This is a genomic window from Nocardia sp. NPDC004582 (assembly GCF_053602115.1).
This window is the reverse complement of record NZ_JBSGCY010000102.1, coordinates 1-24,703: the sequence shown is the minus strand read 5'-3', so window position 1 is coordinate 24,703 and position 24,703 is coordinate 1. Positions and strand designations below refer to the sequence as shown.

The following is a 24,703-nucleotide window of genomic DNA, read 5'->3' as shown; positions in this document are numbered from 1 at the left end:
CCATGTAGCCGCCGCCGGCGCAGACGCCGAGCGCGAACACGGTCTCGCCGGTGAAACGGGCGTCGGCCGCCAGCGCCGACACCGCGGCGCTGATGTCGGCGGCCTTGCCCAGCGGATCCTCCAATTGCCGCGGCTCCCCGGCGCTCTCGCCGAAGGTCCGGTGGTCGAAGGCCAGGGCCGCGAACCCGCGGCGGGCCAGCGCCTCGGCGTAGACGCCCGCCGCCTGTTCCTTGACCGAGGTCAGCGGGCCGGTCGTGACCACCACGCCGGTGGGTTCACCCGCCGGCAGGTACAGCGTGCCGACCAGTCGGTCTCCGGAGCGGGTGAAGGTGAACGGAACTGTGCTGACAGTCATCTGGTGCTCTCGTCCTCGAAGTCATCGGATTACGGTGAAACAAGACGGTAGGCGCGGACCCCCGCCACCGACAGAAGGCACTTCGAGGTGCCCTTCCCGACGGAGGCGCGATGGACCTGGTGATCCCCGATGTACTCGAGGAATCCTGCACCACCCGCCAGGCCCTCGAACGCCTGGCCGCCAAATGGCGCATCCTGCTGATCTACGCACTGCTCGACGGCCCCCAGCGCCCGGCCGCCCTGCGCCGCCGCCTGCCCGGCATCACCCAGAAGATGCTCACCGAAACCTTGCGCGGCATGGAATCCGACGGCCTCGTCGAACGCCACGTCTACAAGCAGAGCGCCCCGCAGCACATCGAGTACGCGCTCACCGAACTCGGCAAATCCCTGCAGACCCCGCTCGCCGCCATCTGCGCCTGGGCCGCCGACCACCCGTGACCGACCGGCCGGCGGACCGCACGTTCCGGCCCTCACCCCTCCCGAGGGCCGGAACGTTCCGCGAGCCCGGCCAACCGGGCCAGATCACCGTGCAGCGCCGAGCGGCGGTCGTGGTGGGCCGGGGTCGCGACCCACACGACGCGGTCGAACCACATCGGCATGGACAGCACCCGATAGGTCTGCGCGATGCGCGTGCCGCCATCGAAAGGTTCGAGGGTGTAACGCCATTCGGTGTTGTCACCGCAGACGCCGCCATGGGTGACCCAGCCCAGTTCGCGCGGGGCGTCGAGCACGGTGATCGTGCACGCGCGGCTCCAGCGCATGACACCGGACTTGCTGTGCCCGATGAATCGGGCGCCCGGCGCGGCGGCGGTCGCGCCGTCGAGCCAGCGCGCCGAACGGCATTCGTGGCTCCACTCGCCGACCCGGGTGACATCGGTGAGGATGTCCCAGATCTGTTGCGGTGACGCGGAAGTCGTGAACTCCTGACGGCCGCCGAGCGTGGTCTCGAGGGAGCTGAACTCGCTGCTGCGCCAGCGCTGGAACGCGCCGCGACGGTAACGGTGGATCATCAGGTGCAGCATGATCCAGCGCGGCACGGCGGGGACCAGCTCGGTGATCGCGGTCCGATCCCGGCCCCGCAGGCCGTCCAGGATGAACAGGCCCTGATCCGATAGATCGATGGGCCCCAAGGGTTTCACGTTGTATTCGAGGTCCCAGTGCCGCCACTCGGCGTCGGTGAGGGTCTGCGAGACGATCGGCATCATCTCCGACTCCTCGCGCGCGAGGTGCGGGAGCAGGACGCCGGTCAGTGCGTCGAGGGCGTCGACCACGTGCGGGCGATGCTCGGCCGAGTCACCGTAGGCCCGGGCCGCCGCGCTCAGGTCGGCCATGGCGGGCTGGATCGTCCGATGATCGGCGTTCATGGTGTCGAGCAGGGTCCGCGCCCCCGAATTGCGCGCGCGGACCAGCGGATAGAGGTGTTCGTCCTCGGATTCGTGGTGATGGTGCAGGAAGTCCATCATCCAGATCAGGTGGGCGGCCAGCGCCCGGCGTTGTTCGTCGAAGGGATAGGGCCATTCGGTGAGCGCGTGGCGGGCGCGGGCGAAATCGCGGCGCAGGGCCGAATGGACGATTCGCATGACTCGGGTATCCGCGGGTCCGGCCAGGCCGGTGTCGGCGGTCATGGCATTACTACTCCTCGTGAAGGTCGAGCAGCCGCACGATCGCGGCGGCCGCCCACTGCTGATACTGCCCATGACTCCACCCGCTGACCGTGGTGAGGAGCCGGTAGATCTCATTGCTGAACACCGACTGGACCGCATCGGCTTCCAGCTCGGTCAATGGCCGCCCGGCCGCCGCGGCGACCAGCGCCGTGCGCGAGATGCGTTCCTGGGCACGGCTTTCCGCGTCCAGTTCGGCGAGTTCGGCGTTGCTCCGGGACGCGGTCTCGAGAACGCGGCGCAGTTCGGCGGTGCGCCGGTAGATCCCGGCGCAGACCACCGCCAGCGCGGCGGCGCGGGTGGCGAGCGGGCCCTGCCCCACGCCGAACCACGGGCGATCGTCGAGGGCGACCGGCGCGTCGTCGCCGACCACCGCGATATCGATGACGGTCTTCAACAGCGCGGTCTTGTTCCCGACGCTCGCGTACACGGTCTCCACCGAACACCCCGCCTCGCGGGCGACATCGCGCATGGAGGCGCCCTCCCAGCCGCGCTCGACGAACAGTCGCGCGGCGACCTCGACGACCCGCTGCCGAGTCCGCGCCGCCGTCTCCTGACGGAGCGGCGACTCGTAGCGACGGGGCTTGGCGGGTGGCACACCAAAAGTATGGAACGGCCACGTATTCAACACAAGGGTGTTCCAGTGATTTACCGCGGAACCGCCGATTGACAGGTTGCGCCAGGTTCGCCAACCGTCCCATCACCGAGGGTTCAGGGCTTGCGAGAGCGCAGCTTTCGATCTGGTCTCGGCTCACGTCGCTGTAATTCTCACGACGAAACTGCGTTAATATCGCAGGTCACGCCCCATGAATCAGCCATCGGCCGTGCGGATCCCATGCTGTGAGGCACAACCTTTTCCAACGTTTTGATCAATAAACCGACCGGTTGCGGCATCGGGGCGCAGAATCATCATGGACAGTCGCTTTTCAAGTAGGGAAGTTCGACATGGTCTCAGTCGACACTGCGATCGAAGGCATACTGGACGGTTTTCCGGGAGGTCGGAGGGTGATTCGGGGGTCGGGGCGGGTGCGATGTGGCGAACGAAAGCCGGGAATCACGCGCCGACGTCGGCGGATACGAACCGGTTGGTACTCGCTGTAATGATCTAGGCGGCGGACCCGACGTACACAGCGATGCGGGTGTCGGAGTCACACCCTGCCGCCATATTCCATGGTCCCCGGACCGGGCGCGCGTGAGCGTATCCACAGCCGGCCCTCGGGCGTTTTGAGTTCCTGACATGAACGTTGTTTGCGGAGGTCGAAATGCGCCAATTGCACTCTGGCATCGAAAGCAATCCTGACCAGCCAAATTCGTTGCCGAATGGCACATTTCATTCATCCCACGAGGTCTTTCCGCTGACATCCGCGCAGCGGGGAATCTGGTTCGCCCAGCATCTCGCGGTCTCCACACCCATATCCGTCGCCCAATACGTCGAGATCGTCGGCGAATTGGACGCCGAACTGCTGGCCGAGGCCTGCCGAACGGCCGGTCGGGAGTTCGGATCGGGGCATACTCGCCTGGTCGAGATCGACGGCGAGCCATTCCAACACATCGACCCCGACAACGGGGCCTCGGTGTGGGTCGAGGACTTGCGACAGGAAGCCGATCCGGTGGGGACCGCGCATCGCAGGATGACCGAGGACTATTCCGCTCCGCTGGACCTCTTGCGCGATTCCCTGGTGACCGCCATCGTGTTCCAGGTCGGCGACGACCATTACCTGTGGTATCAGCGCGCGCACCACATCGCGCTCGACGGATTCGCCGCGGTGACCATGCTGCACCGCATGACCGAGCTGTACAACGCGTGGCTCGCGTCCGAGGAGCCGGCCGCCTGCGTGGCCCAGGACCTGCGGCTGGTCGCCGAGCAAGATCAGGCGTACCGGGACTCGACGCGCATGGAGAACGATCGCGCCCACTGGCTGGAGCATCTGGCGGGCGCACCGCCGGTCGCCAGTCTGGCGGCCCACATCAACAAGCCCACCATTCACCCGACGCTCGTCAGTGCCGAACTCGCCGAGGACACCGCACATCTGCTCGATACCGTCGCACTCGATCACGACAAGAGCGTCACCCCGATCATCGTCGCCGCGTTCGCGGCCTATCTGGCGAGAATGACCGGCAGCGACGAAGTTTTACTGAGCCTGCCCGTATCGGGCAGGCATTCCGCGGTATTGCGGCGTTCGGGCGGCATGGTGGCCAATGTGGTGCCCTTGCGCATCCGGGTCGCCGATCGCACCGTCGGCGAACTGATCGCGGCGGTGAAGAGCGAATTGACCAGCGCGCTGCGGCGGCAACGGTATCGCCAGGAGGACATATTCCACGATATGGGGATCGCGCGCGACGAGGCCGCGTCCTTCGGCCCGGCCGTGAATCTCATGATGGTGGAGAACGAAGTCGTCCTGGGCGAGACGACGGGCCGTTTGCACGTACTCACCTCGGGCCCCACCTCCGACCTGTTCGTCAATATCTACCCGGGCGCGGGCAAGGAGAGCACGCATATCGACTTCCAGGGGAATCCGAATTCCTACAGCCCCGATGAACTCGCCGGCCACCACCGGCGATTCCGGATGTTCCTGCACGCATTCCTGGCGGGTGGATCCGAGGGCCGGGTCGGCGGGCTGCCGCTGCTCGATGTCCGGGAACGCGAAGAGCTGCTGCCCGTGCGCGGGCCCAGCGCCGTCGAAACCCGCCTGCTGCCCGACATGCTGGCCGAGAGCGCCCGCCGCAACGCGTCGGGCTGCGCGATCCTCTCCGACGGCCGGAGCATGACCTACGCCGAACTGGACTCCCAGTCCTCGCGGCTGGCGCGGCAGCTGATCGCGCTGGGTTGCGGCCCGGACACGGCGGTGGCGATCATGCTGCGCCGGTCGACCGATTCGGTGGTGGCGACCTGGGCGGTCGCCAAGAGCGGTGCGGCCTTCGTGCAGATGGCCCCCGACTACCCCGCCAAGCGGATCGAACACATGGTCGCCGACAGCGGTGCGACCGTGGCGATCACGGTGAACGCGCTGCGCGAGACCCTCCCGGCGGACCTTCGTCAAGTAGTGCTCGACGACCCCTCGACCCTGGCTCTGTCCGACGCCGCGGACGGGCCGATCTCCGACCTCGACCGCAGCCATCCGCTGCGGCCGTCCAATGTCGCCTACATGACCTACACCTCGGGTTCCACCGGAACGCCGAAGGGCGTGCAGGTCACCCACACCGGTCTCGCGAATCTGGTCGCCGACCGCGCGGCCACCTTCGGCATCGACACGAGTTCCCGGGTGTCCTATGCCCTCTCCCCCAGTTTCGACGCCTCCCTCGAACAGTTCCTGACCTGCTTCGCGACCGGGTCCACGCTGGTGGTCGTGCCACCGGAGGTGGTGGGCGGCGACTCGCTCACACAGCTGCTGGCCGAGCAGCACGTCACCCACCTGACGCTGACGCCCACCATGCTGGCGACGGTGGATCCGGAGCTGTCGACCGATGTGCGGGTGGTCGTGGTCGGCGGCGATGTCTGCCCGCCGCATCTGGTCGAACGCTGGACGCTGTCGGCGGCCATGTACAACGAGTACGGGCCCACCGAATCCACCGTGACCGCCGCGGGGGCCATGCTCGAGCCGGGGCAGGTGCACACGATCGGCGGCCCGATCCGCGGCGTCGAGGCCATGGTCCTGGACCGCGCGTTGCAGCCCGTGCCGAGGGGCACGGTCGGCGAGTTGTATCTGGCCGGACCAGGATTGGCCCGCGGCTACAGTCACCAGTTCGTCGAGACCGCCGCCCGGTTCGTCGCCGACCCGTACGGCGGCACCGGGGCGCGCATGTACCGCACCGGCGATATCGCGCGCTGGACCGGAGCGAACGGCGATACCGCCCTGGAACTGATGGGCCGCAGCGACTTCCAGGTCAAGATCCGCGGCTACCGGATCGAGCCGGGCGAGGTCGATGCCGCGCTGACCACCCACGAGGACGTGGACCTGTGCGTCACGGTGCCCACGGAGAACAATGTCGGCACCACGGTGCTGGCGTCGTATGTGGTCCCGACCGCCGGCCGCAGCCTCGATCCGGTCGAGATCCTGCGCTTCGCGCGCGAATCGCTGCCGCCGCACCTGGTTCCGGCGGTCGTGCTGCCCCTGGACAACCTGCCGATGAACGCCTTCGGCAAGCTGGATCGCCGCGCACTGCCGAAGCCCGAGTTCGGGACCGCGGCGGCCGGACGGGCTCCGGCGACCGAGCGGGAGCAGACGCTCGCGGCGTTGTTCGCGGAAGTGCTCGGCGTGCCTCAGGTCGGGGCCGACGACAGCTTCTTCATGCTGGGCGGCGACAGCATCCTGTCGATTCGCCTGGTCGCGCTCGCCAAGGCCGAGGGTCTGAGCTTCTCCACCCAGGACGTGTTCGTGCACAAGACGGTCGCGGGACTGGCGGCGGCGGCCACCGAGGCCGGCGACGCGCCGGGCCTGCCCGAGCTGCCGGGTGGCGGCGTCGGGCGGATGCCGCTGTCGCCGATCATGCACGCCATGCTCGATCGCGGCCATTACGACCGGTTCGCGCAGGCCGCGCTCGTGGAACTGCCGGACGGAGTCGATCGAGCGGGTCTGGTGCGCGCGCTCGGTTCCCTGATCGACCGCCACGACATGCTGCGCGCGGTCTTGCGCGGTGTCGGTGCGGACGGATACGTCGAGGTCCTCGAGCGGGGCACGGTCGACGCGGATTCCACGCTGCACGAGGTGCGCCTCGACCGGCGCGACGCCGACGAGATCGACCGTCATCTCCAGGACGCCGCGGACCGGCTGGACCCGGGCCACGGTGAGCTCGTCCAGGCCGTCTGGCTGCGGGATGACCGCGACTCGGGACCCGACCTGTTGTGGCTGGTCATCCACCATCTCGCCGTGGACGCGGTGTCGTGGCGCATCGTGCTCACCGATCTCGCGCAGGCCTGGGCACAGGGCGCGGGAGGCGGCGAGCCGCAGTTCGGCCCGGCCACTACCTCGGTGCGGCGGTGGCTGCACGGTTTGGCGGAGCTGGCGCGGGACCGGCGGGCGACCGAACTCGACCGGTGGAAAGACCTTCTCGCGCACGAGGATCGACTCCTGGGCTCGCGTCGCCTGGACCCGGACCTCGACACCGGCGCCACCGCGGGCCGGATCCGCGAACGGATTCCGGCGGCGGTGACCGAGGCGGTCCTCACCACCATCCCGGACCGATTCCATTGCGGCGCCAACGATCCGCTGGTCGCGGCCCTGGTCTTGGCCGTCGCGGAGTGGCGGCGGCGGCGCGGCGTGACCTCGACCGGGGAGTCGATCCTGCTGGAGGGACACGGCCGCGAGGAGCGGGCCGTGCCGGGCGCGGATCTGAGCGCCACCGTCGGCTGGTTCACCAGCCGCTTCCCGGTCCGCATCGAGTGGGACGACCTCGATCTCGACGACGCCCTGGCCGGCGGCCCGAGCGCGGGCCAGGCGATCAAGCTGGTCAAGGAGCAGCTGCGCGCGGTGCCGGGCAACGGCATCGGGTTCCTGGTGTTGCGGCATCTGGATCCGGTGGGCCGCGCCGCGCTCGCGCACCTGCCCAAACCGCAGATCAGCTTCAACTACCTGGGGCGGGTGGGCTCGGGTGAACGGTCCGGGCCGTGGGCCCCGACCACCGAATTCACCGCGCTCACCGGGACCAGCGATCCGGCCATGGCGCTGGCCGCCCTGCTGGATGTCAATGCCATCGCGGAGGCGGGCGCCGACGGGCTCGAGCTCGCTGTGACCTGGGAATTCGCCTCGCAGGCGCTGGCGGCCGAGGACGTCGAGGAGCTCGCCGGGCTGTGGAGCCGCGCCTTGCGGGCGCTGGCCGATCACGTCCGGTCCGGGACGGCGTACAGCTACACGCCCTCCGACTTCCCGCTCGCCGCCGTCGCCCAGGACCAGATCGACCGGTGGCTGCGCGAGTACCCGTCGATGACCGATGTGTGGCCGCTGACCGCGCTGCAGTCCGGGCTGCTGTTCCACACCGTCTACGACCGCGGCGGCGAGGACGGCTACATCGTGCAGGCCGCGCTGACCTTCGCCGGGCAGGTGGACGGCGAACGGATGCGCCGCGCCGCGCAGGTACTGCTGGATCGGCACGACAGCCTGCGGACCGCGTTCGTCGAGACCGACGCCGGGCCGCGGCAGATCGTCTTGCGCGACACCGCCGTCGAGTGGGCCGCCTCGGATGTGAGCCTGGTCGACCGGCAGGACGAGGCGCTGCGCGACCTCGCGCGGGCGGCCGCGGCGCCCTTCGATCCGGCGCGTCCGCCGCTGGTGCGTTTCCACCTGGTGAGGACCGGCGTCGAGGAGTTCCGGCTGCTGGTGACCAATCACCATCTCGTACTGGACGGCTGGTCGATGCCGCTGCTCATCCACGAGCTGCTGGCGCTGTACATCTCCGACGGCGACACCGCCGGCCTCGCGCCCGCGCGGTCGTTCCGCGAATACCTGCGCTGGCTCCTGGACCAGGACAGCGACGCCACCGCGGTGGCGTGGCGGGACATGCTCGCCGGGATCGACCGTCCGACGCGGGTCACGAACGGCCCGGAGCGGGCGGTCACCGCGCACGCGGGCGAGGTGGGCCTGCACCTCGACGCCGCGACCTCGGCCGCGATTCTCGACCTGGGCCGTTCGCACGGCGTCACCCCCAACACCGCCCTGCACGTGGCGTGGGCGCTGCTGGTGTCGGTGCTGGCCGGGCGGCCGGATGTGGTGTTCGGCAATACGGTGTCGAACCGTCCGCCGCGGATTCCGGATGTCGAGCGGATGGTCGGGCTGATGGTGAACACGCTGCCCGTGCGGATCCGGCTCGAGCCGGGCGAGACGGTCGGCGATCTGCTGGTGCGGGTGCAGTCCGAGCAGGCCGCGATGCTGGACTACCAGCACATCGGCTTGGCGGAGTTGCAGCGGGCGTCCGGGATCAGCGACATGTTCGACACCGCGACGGTGCTCGAGTCCTACCCGTTCGATCGGGAACTGCTGGCCCGCGATCTCTCGGCGGCCGGGTTGCGGCTGGTCGAGATCGACGCGCACGACGCCACGCCGTTCCCGCTGAGCCTGCAGGTCACTCCGCCACGCCCGAGCCGCGACGGTGACGCCGACAGCGGAACCTATTCGGTCACACTGAAATTCGCCACCGACCGGTTCGACGACAATGACGCCCACCAGCTGCTCGGGCGCTTCGAACTGCTGCTCATGCAGCTCGTCGACGATCCGGCCGCCACGGTCGCGTCGATCTCGTCGTGCTGGGATTCCGAACGCGCCAAGCTGCTTTCGGTCAACGGCGGCGAGCCCGCCCCGGAGCGCGTGCTCCGCGACATCCTGTCCGCGACCGCCGGCAGATATCCCGAGGCCGCGGCCATCCGCTCCGGCGACGCCACGTGGACCTATCGGGAGCTCGAACAGCGCGCCGACGCGTTCGCCGCCCGGCTGATCGCCCGCGGCGCGCGTCCCGAATCGACCGTGGCCCTGGTTCTGCCCCGCTCGGCCGAACTCGTCATCGCGATCTGGGCGGTCGCCAAGACCGGCGCGGCCTTCCTGCCCGTGGATCCCGGCAATCCCGCCGCGCGGATCGGCGAGTTGCTGTCCAGCTCGCACACCCGGCTGGGTGTCACGACAAGTGCTGTCGCACACCAGATTCCGGCGGACGTCGACTGGCTGACGCTGGACGCTTCGACATCGGACGCCGATGCGGGACTCCCCCACCCGCCCGAGGTGGACCTGTCGGCCGACCACGCGGCGTACGTGATCTACACGTCCGGCTCGACCGGGACGCCGAAGGCGGTCCACCTCAGCCACCGGGGTCTGGCCGATCTGGTCGCGGCGCAGGCCGACGCGTTCCGGCCCACCCCCGATTCGCGGGTGTTGCAGGTCGCCTCGCCCGGATTCGACGCCTGCGTCTCGGAAATGCTGTTGGCGCACAGCAGCGGCGCGTGCCTGGTGATCGCGCCGCCGGAGGTGTACGCGGGCATCGACCTGGAGGAGTTGCTGCGGTCGCAGCAGGTTTCGCACGCGATCATCACCCCGTCGGTGCTCAACACCATGGATCCGGCGCGGCTGCCGGCGCTGAGCACCCTGGCCGTGGTCGGCGAAGCGGTCGGGCCCGACACCGTGAACCGGTGGGCCCCCGGCCGACGGCTCATGAACCACTACGGTCCGACCGAATGCACCGTCTGGGCAACCGGATCCGAGGTCCTCGCCGCCGGTGACCGGGTGACGATCGGCGGCCCGATCATCGGCGCGTCGGCACTGGTGCTCGACCCGTGGCTGCGCCCGGTGCCGGTCGGCGTGACGGGTGAGCTCTACATCGGCGGCCCCGGTCTGGCCCGCGGCTATCTGGACCGGCCGGGCGTGTCCGCGGCGCGGTTCGTCGCCGATCCGCGCTCCACCCGCGGTGAACGGCTCTACCGCACCGGCGATTCCGTGCGCTGGGTGCGCGAGCACGGCCGCCTGGCGCTCGAGTATCTGGGCCGCGGCGATCAGCAGGTCAAGATTCACGGCCTGCGCATCGAGCCCGGCGAGATCGACGCCCACATCGCGCGCCACCCGGCGGTGTCCAGCGTGGCCACCGTGACCGTCGACGGGCCCACCGGTGAACCGCTGCTGGTGTCCTATGTCGTCGCCGCGCCCGGCGCGTCGGTGGACGTGACGGCCATCGAGGGCGAGCTCGCGGACAGCATGCCGCGCTATATGAATCCCGCCGCGATCGTGCGGCTCGAGGAGATGCCGCGCACGCCGACGGGCAAGGTCGACCGGAGAGCCTTGCAGCAGCGCGCCTTCGAGGTCGGCGCGACCGGCGGCCGAGCGCCGTCGACACCCGCGGAGCAGCTGATGGCGCGGCTGTTCGCCGAGGTGCTGCGGCTGGAGTCGGTGTCCGCCGACAGCAACTTCTTCGCCCTCGGCGGCGACAGCATCGTGTCCATGCGCCTGGTGGCGCTGGCGCGGTCGGCGGGGGTGACGCTCACCCCGCGAGAGGTGTTCGAGGCCAAGACGGTCGCCGCTTTGGCCGCGCTGGCCGACGGCGGGACCGCGCCGACGACCGTCGAGGAGCCCCCGCGGCCCGCGACCGCGCATCACGCCTATCGCGCCGCGGGGACGCAACTGGTGAAGCTCACCCGCCAGGACATCGCTCAGCTCGAGCGCCGGTACCCCCGCCTGTCGGACGTGTGGCCGTTGTCGCCCATGCAGTCCGGCATGCACTTCCACTCGATGTTCGACCCGGACGCGGACGACGGCTACACCGTCCAGACCATGATCGGATTCGCCGGCGTCGTCGACGCCGACCGGCTGCGGCGGGCCGCGCAGGCCCTGGTGGACCGGCACGACATCCTGCGCGCCGCCTTCGCCGAGACCGCGGCCGGGCCGTGCCAGATCGTGGTGGACCACGCCGAGATCCCGTTCCGTCTCATCGATCTCGCCGCGGGCGGCGACGAGGACGGCCCGGCCGATCCGGCGGCCATCGCCGCCGCGGACGCCGCCGGGAGCTTCGATCTGGCCGCTCCGCCGCTGCTGCGCCTGACCCTGATCCGGCTCGGCGCGGAGTCCTATCGGCTGCTGGTCACCAATCACCATGTGATCCTGGACGGCTGGTCGATGCCGCTGCTCATGGCCGAACTGCTCGACTACTACGGATCGCCCGACCACATCGCCGCCGCCGGTCCGGCCCCCTCCTACCGCGACTATCTGGCCTGGCTGCCGCGGCAGGACAGCGAGGCGTCCAAAGCGGCTTGGGCGCAGGAGTTCTCGGACGTCGACGCCCCCACCCGGGTGTCCCGCGACGCCGACGCGGGCCCGACCTCGTCCGGCGAGGTCGAGGCCGAGCTGACCGAGGATCGCTTCGGCGCGCTGCGCCGGGTCGCCGCGGACGCGGCCGTCACCCTCAACACGGCGGTCAACGCGGCGTGGGCGCTGAACCTGCGGGTGCTCACCGGTGAGACCGACGTCATCTTCGGCGCCTCGGTCGCGGGCCGGCCCCCGGAACTGCCGATGGTCGACCAGGCGCTCGGCATGTTCCTGAACACGATCCCGGTGCGCGTCCCGCTCGATCCCGCCATGACGGTGCACGACCTGCTGAGCGCGATGCAGGCGCGGCAGGCCCGCATGCTCGAGCACCACCACATCGGCCTGCCCGAGATCCACCGCAGCGCGGGCTTGTCGGAGCTGTTCGACACCGCCATCACCTATCAGTCGTTCCCCGCCGACCGCGCGGCCCTGCAACGCCTCGTCGATTCGGCGGGCCTGCGGGTGACCGATCTCAGTGGCGTGGACGCCGCGCCGTACCCGTTGAGCATGGTCGTGGAGCCGACGCAGTCCGAGCGCGGTGCGGCGAACGGCCTGCGGTTCATCCTGCGATTCCACGAACGGGTCTTCGACGACGACTCGGCGCGGCGCATCCTCGACCGCTTCGTCGACCTGCTGGCCCGGATCGGCGAACACGCCGGGACCCGGCTCGGCGAGCTGCCACTGGACCGGGAACCGCTGCCCGCGTGGCCGGAACCGGCTGCCGCGGTGGCGATTCCGGTGACACTGGACCGCATCCTCGCGGCTTCGGCGACCGCCGCACCGGAGACGATCGCGGTCGGCTGCGGCACGGACTCGCTCACCTACCGGGAGCTCGACGACCGCTCCACCCGACTGGCCCGCATCCTGTTGCGGCGCGGGGCCCGGCGCGGCCAGGTGGTCGCCTCGGTGCTGCCCCGCTCGCTGGCGGCCACGGTCACGGTGTGGGCGGTGGCGAAGACGGGTGCGGCGATCCTGCCGATCGATCCGACCCTGCCCGCCGAGCGGATCGAATTCCTGCTCTCGGACTCGGGCACCGTGCTCGGGCTGACCGACGGCTCCGTCCGCAAGCGTCCGCCGGACGGCGTCGACTGGCTGCTCCTCGACGGGGCGCAGGCGTTGCACGCGCTGGACTCGGTGTCCGGTGCGCCGATCACCGATGCCGAACGCGGCGCGCCGATCCGGCGCGATCAGGTCGCGTACGTCAGTTACACCTCCGGCTCGACCGGAACACCCAAGGGCGTGCTGGTGAGCCATCGCGGCCTGGCCGACATCGTCGCGGCGCAGCGGCGGCGGTTCGGGGTGGACCCGCTGTCGGTGGTGTTGCAGGTCGCCTCACCCAGCTTCGACGCCTCGGTGTTCGAGCTGCTGATGGCGCACGGTTCGGGCGGCCGGCTGGTGGTCTCCCCCGCCGAGATCTACGCCGGGCCCGATCTGGCGGATCTGATCGCGCGCGAACGGGTTTCGCACGCTGTGGTGACGCCCTCGGCGCTGGCGACGGTCCCCACCGCCGGTCTGGACGGGCTGCGGCTGCTGGCGACCGCGGGTGAACCGCTGGGTCCCGAACTGGTCGAGCGGTGGGCCCCGGGGCGCACCATGGTGAATCTGTACGGGCCCAGCGAGACCACCATCTGGGCGACGGCCACCGACGCGCTGACGCCGGGCGCCCCCATCACGATCGGCCGACCGGCGGGTCCCGTCGCGGCCGTGGTGCTCGACACCTGGTTGCGGCCGGTGCCGCACGGTGTCGCGGGTGAGCTGTACCTGTTCGGCCCGGGCCTGGCCGACGGCTACGTCGCGCGGACCGCGTTGACCTCGGCCCGGTTCGTGGCCTGCCCGTTCGGTGAGCCCGGTCGCCCCATGTACCGCACCGGCGACGTGGTGCGCCGCACCGCCGACGGCGAGTTCGAATTCCTGGGCCGCAACGACTTCCAGGTGAAGGTGCACGGCACCCGCATCGAACTCGGCGAGATCGACGCCGCGCTGGGCGCGCGGACCGAGGTCGCGTACGCCGTCACCGTGCCCCGCCACGACCCGGGCCGGCCGGTCCGGCTGGTGTCCTATGTCGTGCCCGCGGCCGGGGCCCAGCTCTCGGGCGCGGAACTGCGGGCGGCGCTGGCCGAGACGCTGCCCCGGATCATGGTGCCGTCCGCGGTCATCGTGCTCGACGAGGTGCCGCTGACCGCCAACGGCAAACTCGATCGCGAACGACTACCCGAACCCGTCGCCGTCACCCGCGCCTTCCGGGCCCCGACACCGGGTGCGGAGGAACTGGTGGCACGCATCTACGAGCGGGTCCTCGATGTGGCCGGGGTCGGCGCCGACGACGACTTCTTCGAACTGGGCGGCGATTCGCTCAGCGCCTCCCTGGTCGCGGGCCGGCTGGGTGCGGCCCTGCAGGTGCAGGTGCCGGTGCGGTCGATCTTCGAAGCGCCGACCGTCGCCGAATTGGCCGCCCGCACCTGGACTTTCAGCGATTCGGACCGGCTGCCGCTGCTGCCCGGAACCCATCCCGACCCGGTGCCGCTGTCGCTGGCCCAGCAGCGGATGTGGTTCCTCAACCGCTTCGAGCCCGAGTCCCCGGCCTACAACATCCCGGTCATGCTGCGATTGTCGGGATCGCTGGACACCGATGCCCTGGCGGCCGCGCTCGCCGATGTGGTCGCCCGCCACGAGGTGTTGCGAACCATCTACCCCGAATTCGCCGGTGAGCCCCGGCAGGTCGTGCTCGACGAGCCCGCGACCGCGGTCGAGCCGAAGCGGGTACCGGAAGAGGTCGCCGCCGAGGTGGTCGGCGAGTTCGTGCGCCGCGGATTCGATGTCACCGCGCACGTTCCGCTGCGGGTGGGCCTGTTCGAGCTCGCCGAACACGACGATGGCACTGGCGAATTCCTCCTGGTGCTGGTGGTGCATCACATCGCCGGTGACGGCCAGTCGATGGGACCGTTGGCCCACGACGTGATGACGGCCTACGCCGCGCGAACGGCCGGGCACCCGCCCGAGTGGAAGCCGCTCACCGTGCAGTACGCCGATTTCGCGTGGTGGCAGCGCGAGATGCTCGGCGCCGCCGATGATCCGGCCTCACTGATGTCCGCCCAGCTGGAGTTCTGGCGGACCGCGCTCGACGGCGCACCGGACCGGTTGGACCTCCCCGCCGACCGGCCGCGCCCCGCCGTCGCGTCCTTGGCGGGCGGCCGGGTGCCGGTCCGGATCGACGCGGACCTGCACCGGCGACTGGTCACCCTGGCGCGGTCGCGCGGCGCGTCACTGTTCATGGTCATGCACGCCGCGTTGGCGACGGTTCTCGGCCGGCTGGGCGGCACCGATGACGTCGTGATCGGCACTCCGGTCGCCGGTCGTGGTGAACCCGGGCTGGAACCGCTGGTCGGCATGTTCGTGAACACGCTGGCCCTGCGCACCCGCGTGGACACCGGTGAGCGGTTCGCCGAACTGCTGATGCGCGCCCGCGACACCGATCTGCTGGCCTTCGAGCACGCCGACGTGCCGTTCGAGCGGGTCGTGGAGGAACTGAACCCGGAGCGATCCGCGGCCCGGCATCCGCTGTTCCAGGTGGCCCTGGCGTTCGAGAATCTGGCGACGGTCGAGGTCGCGCTGCCCGGCGTCCGCATCGCCCGCGCCGAGGTCGATACCGGAGCGACCCAGTTCGACCTGCAACTCGTGCTGTCCGAAGCGGCCCCCGAGGCCGGTGTCGCACAAGGCATCTCGGGCATGCTGACCTTCGCGCGGGACCTGTTCGACGAAGCGACCGCGGCGGCGATCGTGCGGCGACTGGTGCGGGTGCTCGCGGCCGTCGCCGCCGATCCGGCCGTGGTGGTCGGCGATATCGACTGGCTCGACGCCGACGAGCGCGCCGCGCTCACCTCCCGGGTCGGGGCCCGCACCGGCACCGGGCCGGAACCGTCCGGACTGCTGCCGGAGGTGTTCGACACCGCCATCCGGGACAACCCGCACGGCATCGCCGTCGTGGCCGGGGACACCGCGCTGACCTACGCGCAGCTCGATGAACGCTCGAACCGGTTGGCGCGGTTGCTGATCGGCCGCGGCGCCGGTCCGGAGACCCCGGTGCTGGTGGCGGCCTCCCGCTCGCTGGAGACCGTGGTCGCGTGGTGGGCCGTGGTGAAGTCGGGCGCGGCCTTCGTACCGGTGGACGCCGGATACCCGGAGAGCCGGATCGCGCAGATGGTGTCGGATTCGGGTGCGGCGCTGGGTGTCACGGTGTCGGCCGTCTCCGGCCGGCTGCCCGAGTCGGTGGACTGGATCGTGCTCGACGACGCCGCCGTCGCCGAGCGCCTCGACGGGCTGGCGAGCGGGCCGGTCGGCGATGCCGACCGGCTCCACCCGATGCGCGCCGAGAACGTGGCGTACGTGGTCTTCACCTCCGGATCGACCGGAAAGCCGAAGGGCGTGGCCGTCACCCACACCGGCATCGCCGACTTCCTCGCCTCCTTCCGCGCCGGCTTCGACCTCGGGCCCACCTCGCGGGTACTGCGATTCGCCTCGCCGTCGTTCGACGCCGCCCTGCTGGAGACGCTCATGGCGGTCAGCGGCGCCGGGGCGCTGATCATCGCGCCGACCGGGATCTACGGTGGCGCCGAGATGGCGGATTTCCTGCGCGAGCAGCGCGTCACCCACGCCTTCATGACCCCCGCCGCGCTGGCGTCGGTGGATCCGGCCGGGCTCGACGACCTGCGGGTGGTCATGTCCGGCGGTGACGAGGTGTCCGCGGAGCTGGTGAACCGGTGGGCCGGAACCGATCTCGCGGGCGCCCGGATGTTCCGGGAGCTGTACGGGCCGACCGAGGCCACGATCGTGACCACCGCGACCGGCCCGCTGTGGCCCGGCGACCGACCGACGATCGGCGTTCCCCTGCAGTCCGTGCGGGCGCTGGTCCTGGATTCCCGGCTGCGGCCGGTGCCGGTCGGGGTGGCCGGTGAGCTGTATCTGGCGGGCCCGTCCCTGGCCCGCGCGTACCTGGACAAGCCCGCCGCCAGCGGGGCCCGCTTCGTGGCGCACCCGTTCGGGGAACCCGGCAGCCGCATGTACCGCACCGGCGACGTGGTGCGATGGAACAGCGAGGGCGACCTGGAGTTCCTGGGACGCAACGATTTCCAGGTGAAGATCCGCGGCTACCGGGTCGAGATGGGCGAGATCGACGCGGTGCTCGACGCCCGCGCGGACGTCGCCTACGCGATCACCACGCCGTGGCGCACCGACACCGGCCCCACGCAGCTGGTGACGTACGTGGTCCCGGAGGCCGGCGCGAACGTGTCGAGCGACGAACTGCGGGCCGCGCTGGCCGAGGCGCTGCCGTCCTACCTGGTGCCCGCCGCGGTGATGCTGCTCGACACCATCCCCCTCTCGCCCAACGGCAAGCTGGACCGCTCGGCGCTGCCCGCTCCCGTGGTGCAGGCCAAGCGTTTCCGGGCCCCGTCCTCGCCCACCGAGGAGATCGTCGCGGGCATCTTCGCCGACGTCCTCGGCATCGACAGCCCGATCGGCGCCGACGACGACTTCTTCGAACTGGGCGGCAACAGCCTGGTGGCGACCCGCGTCGCCGCCCGCATCGGCGCCGCGCTCGACGAGACCGTCCCGGTGTCGACCATCTTCGAAGCGCCGACCGTGGCGCGGCTGGCCGCGCGCGCCGAATCGCGGGCCCATACCGGCCGGATCGGGTTGACCGCACAGCCGCGGCCGCAGCGGATACCGCTGTCCTACGCCCAGCAGCGCATGTGGTTCCTGAACCGGCTCGAGCCCGACTCGGCCGCCTACAGCATTCCGATCGTGCTGCGGCTCACCGGGGAACTGAACCTCGACGCGTTGCGCGCGGCCCTCACCGAAGTGGTGGACCGGCACGAGGTCCTGCGCACCGTCTACCCCTACGCCGACGGCGAACCGGCGCAGGTCGTGCTGCCCACGGCGCGGGCGCTGACGCCGGTCACCGCGACCCCGGTCACGGAATCGGAACTGGCCGAGGCACTGTCGGCCTTCGTCTCGACGACCTTCGACGTCACCGTCGACGCGCCCCTGCGGGTCCGGCTGTTCGACCTCGGGCACCAGGAATGGGTGCTGGCCGTGGTCGCGCACCACATCTCCTGCGACGGATCCTCGCTGGGCCCGCTCGCCCGGGACACCATGACCGCCTACGCCGCCCACCTGTCCGGCCAGACACCGGATCTACCCGAGCTGCCGGTGCAGTACGCGGACTACGCGATCTGGGAGCGCGCGGTACTCGGCACCGAGGACGATCCGGACTCACTGATCCGCGCCCAGATCGACTACTGGACCCTCGAATTGGCCGAACTCCCGCCGCTGCTGGAGCTACCGACCGACCGGCCGCGGCCGCCCGTGCAGACCTACGCGGGCGCGACCGTGCCGATCAGCATCGACGCCGCCCTGCACAGCGGACTGCAGCAGGTCGCCCGGGCGCACAACACGACACTGTTCATGGTGGTCCACGCCGCGCTGGCGGCCACCCTGGCCCGGCTCGCCGATATGGACGACATCGCGATCGGCACGCCGTACGCGGGACGCGGCGAGCCCGCACTCGACGACCTGGTCGGCATGTTCGTCAATACCCTGGTCCTGCGGACCCGACTGACCCCGGACATGACCCTCACCCAGCTGCTCGAGCATGTGCGCGGCACCGACCTGGCCGCCTTCGGGCACGCCGACGTGCCGTTCGAGCGACTGGTGCAGGAGCTGAATCCGATGCGGTCGCACGCTCATCACCCGCTGTTCCAGGTGATGCTGGCGTTCCAGAACGTCGACAAGGCCGAGTTCGAACTGCCGGGTCTCTCGGTCTCGGGTGTCACGCCCGACGCCGACACCGCGCTGTTCGATCTGCTGGTGTCCGTGCAGGATTCCTACGACGCCACCGGCGAACCCGCCGGCATCAACGGCGCGGTGACCTACGCGAGCGACCTGTTCGACGCCTCCACGGCGAGCACCATCGCCGACCGGCTGCTGCGGCTGCTCGGCGCCCTGGCGACCGACGCGACCCAGCAGGTGTACGACGTGGACCTGCTCGGTGACGAGGAGCGGGACACCGTTCTGCGGCACTGGAATTCGACCGATCTCGACCTGCCCGCCGGCGAGACCCTCGCCTCGGTCTTCACCGACTCGGTACGGTCCCACGCGGACCGAACCGCGATCGTCACCGCCGACGAGTCCCTGACGTACGCGGAATTCGCCGCCCGTGTCAACCGGTTGGCGCGCTGGCTGATCGGACGCGGTGTGGGCCCGGAATCGCTGGTGGCGCTGCGCATGCGGCGGTCGCTGGACCAGGTGACCGCCATGTACGCCGTGCACGCCGCCGGCGCGGGCTACGTGCCCGTCGATCCGGACCTGCCCGACGATCGCATCGAGTACATGCTGTCGATCGCCGCGCCCGCGCTGGAACTGTCGTCCCTCGACGGCCTGGATCTGTCCGGATTCGACGACGGTCCGGTGACCGACGCCGAGCGGATCGCACCGCTGCGACCGCACAACCTCGCCTACGTGCTGTTCACCTCCGGGTCGACCGGTCGGCCGAAAGGCGTGGCGGTGACCCACGGTTCGGTGGTGAACCAGGTGCGGTGGCTCGGCGGCGCCTACGGGTGGACCTCCGACGACGTGGTGCTGTACAAGTCCCCCGCCACCTTCGACATGTCGGTGTGGGAACTGTTCGCGACCCTCGCCATGGGCGCGCGCATGGTCATCGCGCGCGCCGACGGGCACTCCGACCCGCTCTACCTCGCGGAAACCATTGCCGCCCAGCGGGTCACCATCACCGCGCTGGTGCCGTCGATGCTGGCCGTATTCGCCGACGCGGTCCCCGCCGGTTCCCTGGAATCGGTGCGGACGCTGCTGGTCGGCGGTGAGGCGTTCGGTCCCGACGTGGTCGCCGAGGCGCGGCGCACCATGCCCGGGGTCGAACTGCACAACCTGTACGGGCCCACCGAATTCACCGTGTGCGCCACCGCGCATCCGGTCACCGACGCCGACAGCGGGAACATGCCGATCGGGGCACCCGCCTGGAACACCCGGGCCTACGTGCTCGACAGCCGCTTGCACCCGGTGCCGCCCGGCGTCGCGGGCGAGCTGTACCTCGCCGGCGTCCAGCTCTCCCGCGGCTACCAGTCGCGGCCCGGCCTGACCGCGGAACGGTTCGTGCCCGACCCCTTCGGCGCCGGCGGACGCCTCTACCGCACCGGCGATCTGGTGCGCTGGAACCGCGACGGCGAACTGGAATACCTGGGCCGCACCGACTTCCAGGTGAAACTGCGCGGCCTGCGGATCGAACTCGGGGAGATCGAGGCGGTACTCGCCGAGCACCCGAGCGTCGCCCGCGCCATCGCCGTGGTGCACCACGCCGGCGCCGCCGAACACCTCGTCGGATACGTGGTGCCCGCGGCGGGCGCGACCATCGACACCGCCGCGATCCTGGCGCACGCGGCGGGCTCGCTGACCGACTACATGGTGCCCACCACCGTGATGGCCCTGGACAGCCTGCCGCTCACCGTGTCCGGCAAGCTCGACCGGAAACTGCTCCCGGAGCCGGTGCTCACGGTGGGCGAGTTCCGCGAACCCTCGTCGTGGCTCGAGGAGGAGGTCGCGCGGGCCTTCGGCGCGGTGCTCGGCGTGGACCGGGTCGGCGCGGACGACGACTTCTACGCCCTGGGCGGCAACTCGCTGAAGTCGGTGCAGGTGGTGAGCCACCTGCGCAAGGAGATCGACTACGAGGTGCCGATCCGGTGGATGCTGTCCGACCCCTGCCCGGCCGACCTGGCCAAGCGGATCGAATCCGGCATGCGCTCGGGCGCCACCGTCGAGGGGACCGCGCTCGGCTTCGACGTGCTGCTGCCCATCCGGACCGGCGGCGACCAGCCACCGCTGTTCTGCATCCACCCGGCCCTGGGCCTGTCGTGGTGCTACCACTCCTTCGACCGGTACCTCACCGGCGATCGGCCGATCTACGGCATCCAGGCCCCGCAGATCAGCGGCGAGGATCCGGGACCGACCACGATCCAGGAGATGGCGCAGCGCTACTTCGCCGAGATCCGCGCGGTGCAGCCGCACGGCCCGTACCACCTGCTCGGCTGGTCGCTCGGCGGGATGATCGCCCACGCGATCGCCGTCGAAATGCGGGCCGCCGGTGAGGAAGTCGCGCTGCTGGCGCTGCTGGACGCCGAGGCGAGCGGCGTCGACGAATCCACGCTGCGCACCGTCACCGCGGGCGAATTGATCAGCAATCTGGGTCCGGTCATGGGCGTCGACTACGTCAGCCCCGACGCCACCGCCCAGGAGGCCGCCGACCTGATCGAACAGCACCTCGGCAGCGGGATGAGCATCGACGCCGCCCGGATCGAGCGCCTCACCGACGCCTACAACCTGGCGATCCGGGCCGCCGCCGCCTGGCGGCCCCCGGTCCTCGACGGCGACCTGCTCTACTTCACCGCGACCCGCGACCGGCGCGCCGACGCCGCCGGACACGAAGGGTGGGCCGACGTTGTCAGCGGCCGGATCTCGGCCTTCGACATCGATGCGGCCCACCTCGCGATGACCGATCCGGGCGCGGTCGCCCAGATCGCCCAGATCCTCAACGCCCGATTGGAGCGCTGAGGGTGTCCTCTACTCCAGAGCGGTGGACACGCCGGTCCCATCGACCGGCGCGTCCACCGGCAGCGGCGTCGTGAGGCCCACGATCGCCCCGACCGATGCCCCCAGCGCACCGCCCAGCACGGCCGCCGGCCCGGCGACGACGGCCACACCCACGGCCGCCCCGGCCAGCGGTCCGACCACCAAACCGGTCGGCAGGAACGGGATGCCGGCGACGAGTCCGACACCGGCCCCGACCAGTCCGGTGGCGATCGCCAGCGGCGCGGACACGCCCACCCCGATCCCCGCCCCGATGGCGGCGCCGACGCCCGCGTCGACCACGGTGACACCGCACCGCTGCGCATCGACCGGAATGGACGCGCACAGCGACCCCACGAACTCCGGATCCACCCCCGGCAGCGGTTCCGCCACGTCGATGGCGGGTAGTTGCCCATTCGATAGCCAATCCGGTGGTGCCGGAAGCGCGGCAGGCGGCGGCGAATTCTCCTCCGGCGCCGCCGAAGCGACCCCGGTGCCGAGCAGAACGGCAAATGGCAAAGCCCCCGCAATCAACAGTGGTCTCGACCGGATCCACCAATCGGCTTCCAGCATTCCGCACCTCCTGAGCGAAAAACTGCTCTACATCGAGCAATTGCCTGATGCCCTAGAGATCTTAAGCGGAGCACATGCGAATATAAGGACGAAACTCCAATATCAATACACAACCGGCAAATCTGCCGTCACACCCCGTATTCCATGCCCGCCACCGGCGGGCCGCGCACCTCCGGCCCACCTCCCACGGTCCGTGCCCACCATTTGCCACGCGCCCGATCCGGTGCCCTGAGCGGTGAATTCGACTGTCCACCAGGCGATGTGATCTCGCTATCTGCCAGGATGGAAATATGTCGCAGTACAGAAGTGACGCCGTCGAATCGGCGGACGGCACTCGCATCGTGTTCCACTCCCGAGGCGACGGCCCGCCCCTGGTTATCGTCCCCGGCGCGCTGGTCACCCTCGACCTCTATTTCCAGCTGGCAGAATTACTGGCCCCGGACTACCGGGTCCTCGTGGTCGAACGGCGAGAATACGGACCGAGCGGAAACGGCCCCCGCCCCGCCGAATTCACCGCGCAGGCCGAGGACCTGGCCGCCGTGCTCGCCACCCTGCGTGACCCCGCTGTCGTCTTCGGCCATTCCGCGGGCGGCCTGGTCGCCCTGCACGCCCTCCACCGCGACCCGTCGATGGTCCGCCGCCTCGCGCTCTACGAGCCCCCGGTCGCCCTCGCCGGTCCTCCGCTGCAGGGAACACTCGACACGATCCGCCACCATATGGCCGACGGTCACCCCGAGGACGCGATCATCGAATTCTTCACCGCCATCACCGAACCCACGCCACCCCGCACGGTCCTGCACCAGCTCGCCGAGACCCTGGCCTTCCGCGCCCCCGGACTGGTCGCCGACCTCGAATGCCTGACCGCCATGAACCCCGATCTCACCCCGTTGTCGGCCATTCCCGTCCCTACCCTGCTGCTCGCGGGCGAGCTCACCGACCCCTACGGAACCAAGAGCGTCGAACTACTCCAGGCGACGCTGCCCGATGCGCGCACTATCACGGTGGCGGGGCAATACCACCACCCGCACGACGCCGCAGCGGTGGCCGCCGCGCTGCGTGAGTTCTTCGCCCGGTAGCCGATCGCGTCTCAGCCGGTGTGCGGCGCGGTCGAGACCTGATTGGTCGCGCCGAGCACCGCGAAGACCGCCGCGCGAACGCGTTCGGCGACCTCTTCGGCGGAGACCGCCTCGAATTTGCCGTCCAGGTGCAGGAACGCCAGACCGTGGACCAGCGCCCAGACCGCGGTGGCCATCGCGTCCGGATCGGACGCCGGAAACGCCTGCCGCACAGTGTTCTTGACGTACTCGTGGATCGCCTCGGTGGCCGCCACCCGCTCCGGACCGGCCGGATCACACGGTTCGGCGAACATCACCCGGAACAACCCGGGTCGATCCAAGGCGAACCGCACATAGGCGATCGCGATCAGCGCCAGATCCTCGGGAGTGACCGGCGCGGAATGCGCGGCGGCCAAACGGCTTGCCAGATCGCGGTATCCGACGGCGGCGACAGCGGACAGCAGAGCATCGCGGTCCGCGAAATGGCGGTAGGGCGCGGCGGTCGACACCCCGGCACGGCGCGCCACGGCCCGCAGGGACAGCTCGGCGGCGCCGTTCTCCTCGAGCAACTCCACCGCCGCGCGCAACAACGCCGCGGGCAGGTCGCCGTGATGGTACGGCTGCGCGGTCGACGAGGTCACGCCCTCGAATCTAGCAACCGTCCACCACGCGTCGGCGCGGCCACCGGCCGATCTCACGCGCGATCGTCCGTCTAACGAAGCCGTCGTCTCCATCGATAGCGGGGTGTGGGTCGCCGACCGCCGCTATCCGGATCGGGGCCTCACCCGGTGCGGGTTTCGGATCGTCGCGACGTCTACGATCCATCCATCGACCGGGGGGATGACGATGCGTAGGAGGGGCATTGCGCACTGATCTGACTCTGTTGCACCGATTCGTGCTCTCCCAGCTGACCTCCATGGGGCTGGACCGCGCGCGGCTGATCCAGGAATGCGGCGTGCCGGAGTGGACCCTGACCGGCGGGGGCGTGCACGTCGCCAGCGAGACCTTCTGGCGGCTGTGGGAGACCGGGGCGAAGCTGCTCGACGACCCGGATGTGGCGTTGCGGGTCGCGAGCCGATACGAACTCAAGGCGACGGGTCTGTACGACTATTTGTTCACCAGCGCACCGACACTGGGCGCCGGCTTGGCGACCTGCGGCCCGTACGTCAGCGCGGTCACCACGAATCACCGCTTCGACCTGGTCGACTGGGACGCGGGACCGACGCTGCGGCTGGATATGGTCGACGGGGCCGACGCGACGCGCGACCACACCCAGCTCTGGGGCTTGGCCGCCGTGCTGACCCGGGCCCGCCGCGTCGTCGACGCCCCGCTGGATCCCCTGCGAGTCACCGTGCGCCGCAACGCGCCTCGGCGGCTCGACGCCTACCGGGACGTATTCGGTGACGCCACCATCGAATTCGGCGCCGACACCGACGCGATGACCTTCCGCCCCTCCGACCTGGCCATGCCGCTCCGCACCGCCGACCCGGTGCTCGCCGCCGTGCTGCAACCCTTGGCCGACGCGCTCCCCCCGCCGCCGCCCCTGATCTCCGCGTGGCCCGAACGAGTCGCCGTGGCCGCGGCCGCCGCCCTCGACGAAGGAGACGCGTCCTTGGAGCGGGTGGCGCGCCGGCTCGCCACCAGCCCGCGCACC

Annotated in this window: 9 protein-coding genes; 4 read left to right on the top strand and 5 right to left on the bottom strand. The window is 70.5% G+C overall.

Annotation, left to right across the window (positions count from 1 at the left end):
• The coding region (locus ACWELJ_RS24420; RefSeq protein ID WP_452368454.1) for an alpha/beta hydrolase at positions 1 to 355 on the bottom strand (355 nt) is incomplete at its 3' end.
• Between the two features lie 110 nt (positions 356 to 465).
• Here ACWELJ_RS24420 and ACWELJ_RS24415 point away from each other — a divergent pair.
• Positions 466 to 792 carry a winged helix-turn-helix transcriptional regulator gene (locus ACWELJ_RS24415; protein ID WP_452368453.1) on the top strand — a complete coding sequence of 109 codons (327 nt, stop codon included), beginning with the start codon at positions 466 to 468 and terminating at the stop codon, positions 790 to 792.
• A 32-nt stretch (positions 793 to 824) separates the two neighbouring features.
• On the opposite strand, the gene ACWELJ_RS24410 is transcribed toward ACWELJ_RS24415, so the two are convergent.
• Together ACWELJ_RS24410 and ACWELJ_RS24405 are read right to left on the bottom strand one after the other, a co-directional pair.
• Positions 825 to 1,979: a hemerythrin domain-containing protein gene (locus ACWELJ_RS24410; protein ID WP_452368452.1), complete on the bottom strand. Its 1,155-nt coding sequence runs from the start codon at positions 1,977 to 1,979 to the stop codon at positions 825 to 827.
• A 7-nt stretch (positions 1,980 to 1,986) separates the two neighbouring features.
• Positions 1,987 to 2,613, bottom strand: coding sequence for a TetR/AcrR family transcriptional regulator (locus tag ACWELJ_RS24405; RefSeq protein ID WP_452368451.1), 627 nt, complete (start codon positions 2,611 to 2,613; stop codon positions 1,987 to 1,989).
• Between the two features lie 715 nt (positions 2,614 to 3,328).
• Here ACWELJ_RS24405 and ACWELJ_RS24400 point away from each other — a divergent pair.
• Positions 3,329 to 21,406 (top strand): amino acid adenylation domain-containing protein, encoded by an 18,078-nt coding sequence (locus ACWELJ_RS24400; RefSeq protein WP_452368450.1) that lies wholly within the window; start codon positions 3,329 to 3,331, stop codon positions 21,404 to 21,406.
• Positions 21,407 to 21,415: 9 nt separating this feature from the next.
• Here ACWELJ_RS24400 and ACWELJ_RS24395 read toward each other — a convergent pair whose 3' ends face one another.
• Positions 21,416 to 21,814 (bottom strand): hypothetical protein, encoded by a 399-nt coding sequence (locus ACWELJ_RS24395; protein ID WP_452368449.1) that lies wholly within the window; start codon positions 21,812 to 21,814, stop codon positions 21,416 to 21,418.
• Positions 21,815 to 22,284: 470 nt separating this feature from the next.
• Here ACWELJ_RS24395 and ACWELJ_RS24390 point away from each other — a divergent pair, with 470 nt between their 5' ends.
• Positions 22,285 to 23,070: an alpha/beta fold hydrolase gene (locus tag ACWELJ_RS24390; RefSeq protein ID WP_452368448.1), complete on the top strand. Its 786-nt coding sequence runs from the start codon at positions 22,285 to 22,287 to the stop codon at positions 23,068 to 23,070.
• 11 nt (positions 23,071 to 23,081) lie between these two features.
• On the opposite strand, the gene ACWELJ_RS24385 is transcribed toward ACWELJ_RS24390, so the two are convergent.
• Positions 23,082 to 23,690, bottom strand: coding sequence for a TetR/AcrR family transcriptional regulator (locus ACWELJ_RS24385; protein WP_452368447.1), 609 nt, complete (start codon positions 23,688 to 23,690; stop codon positions 23,082 to 23,084).
• 221 nt (positions 23,691 to 23,911) lie between these two features.
• Between ACWELJ_RS24385 and ACWELJ_RS24380 the strand changes: the two genes are divergently transcribed.
• A partial coding sequence (locus ACWELJ_RS24380; RefSeq protein WP_452368446.1) for an AraC family transcriptional regulator ligand-binding domain-containing protein occupies positions 23,912 to 24,703 on the top strand: 792 nt, incomplete at its 3' end.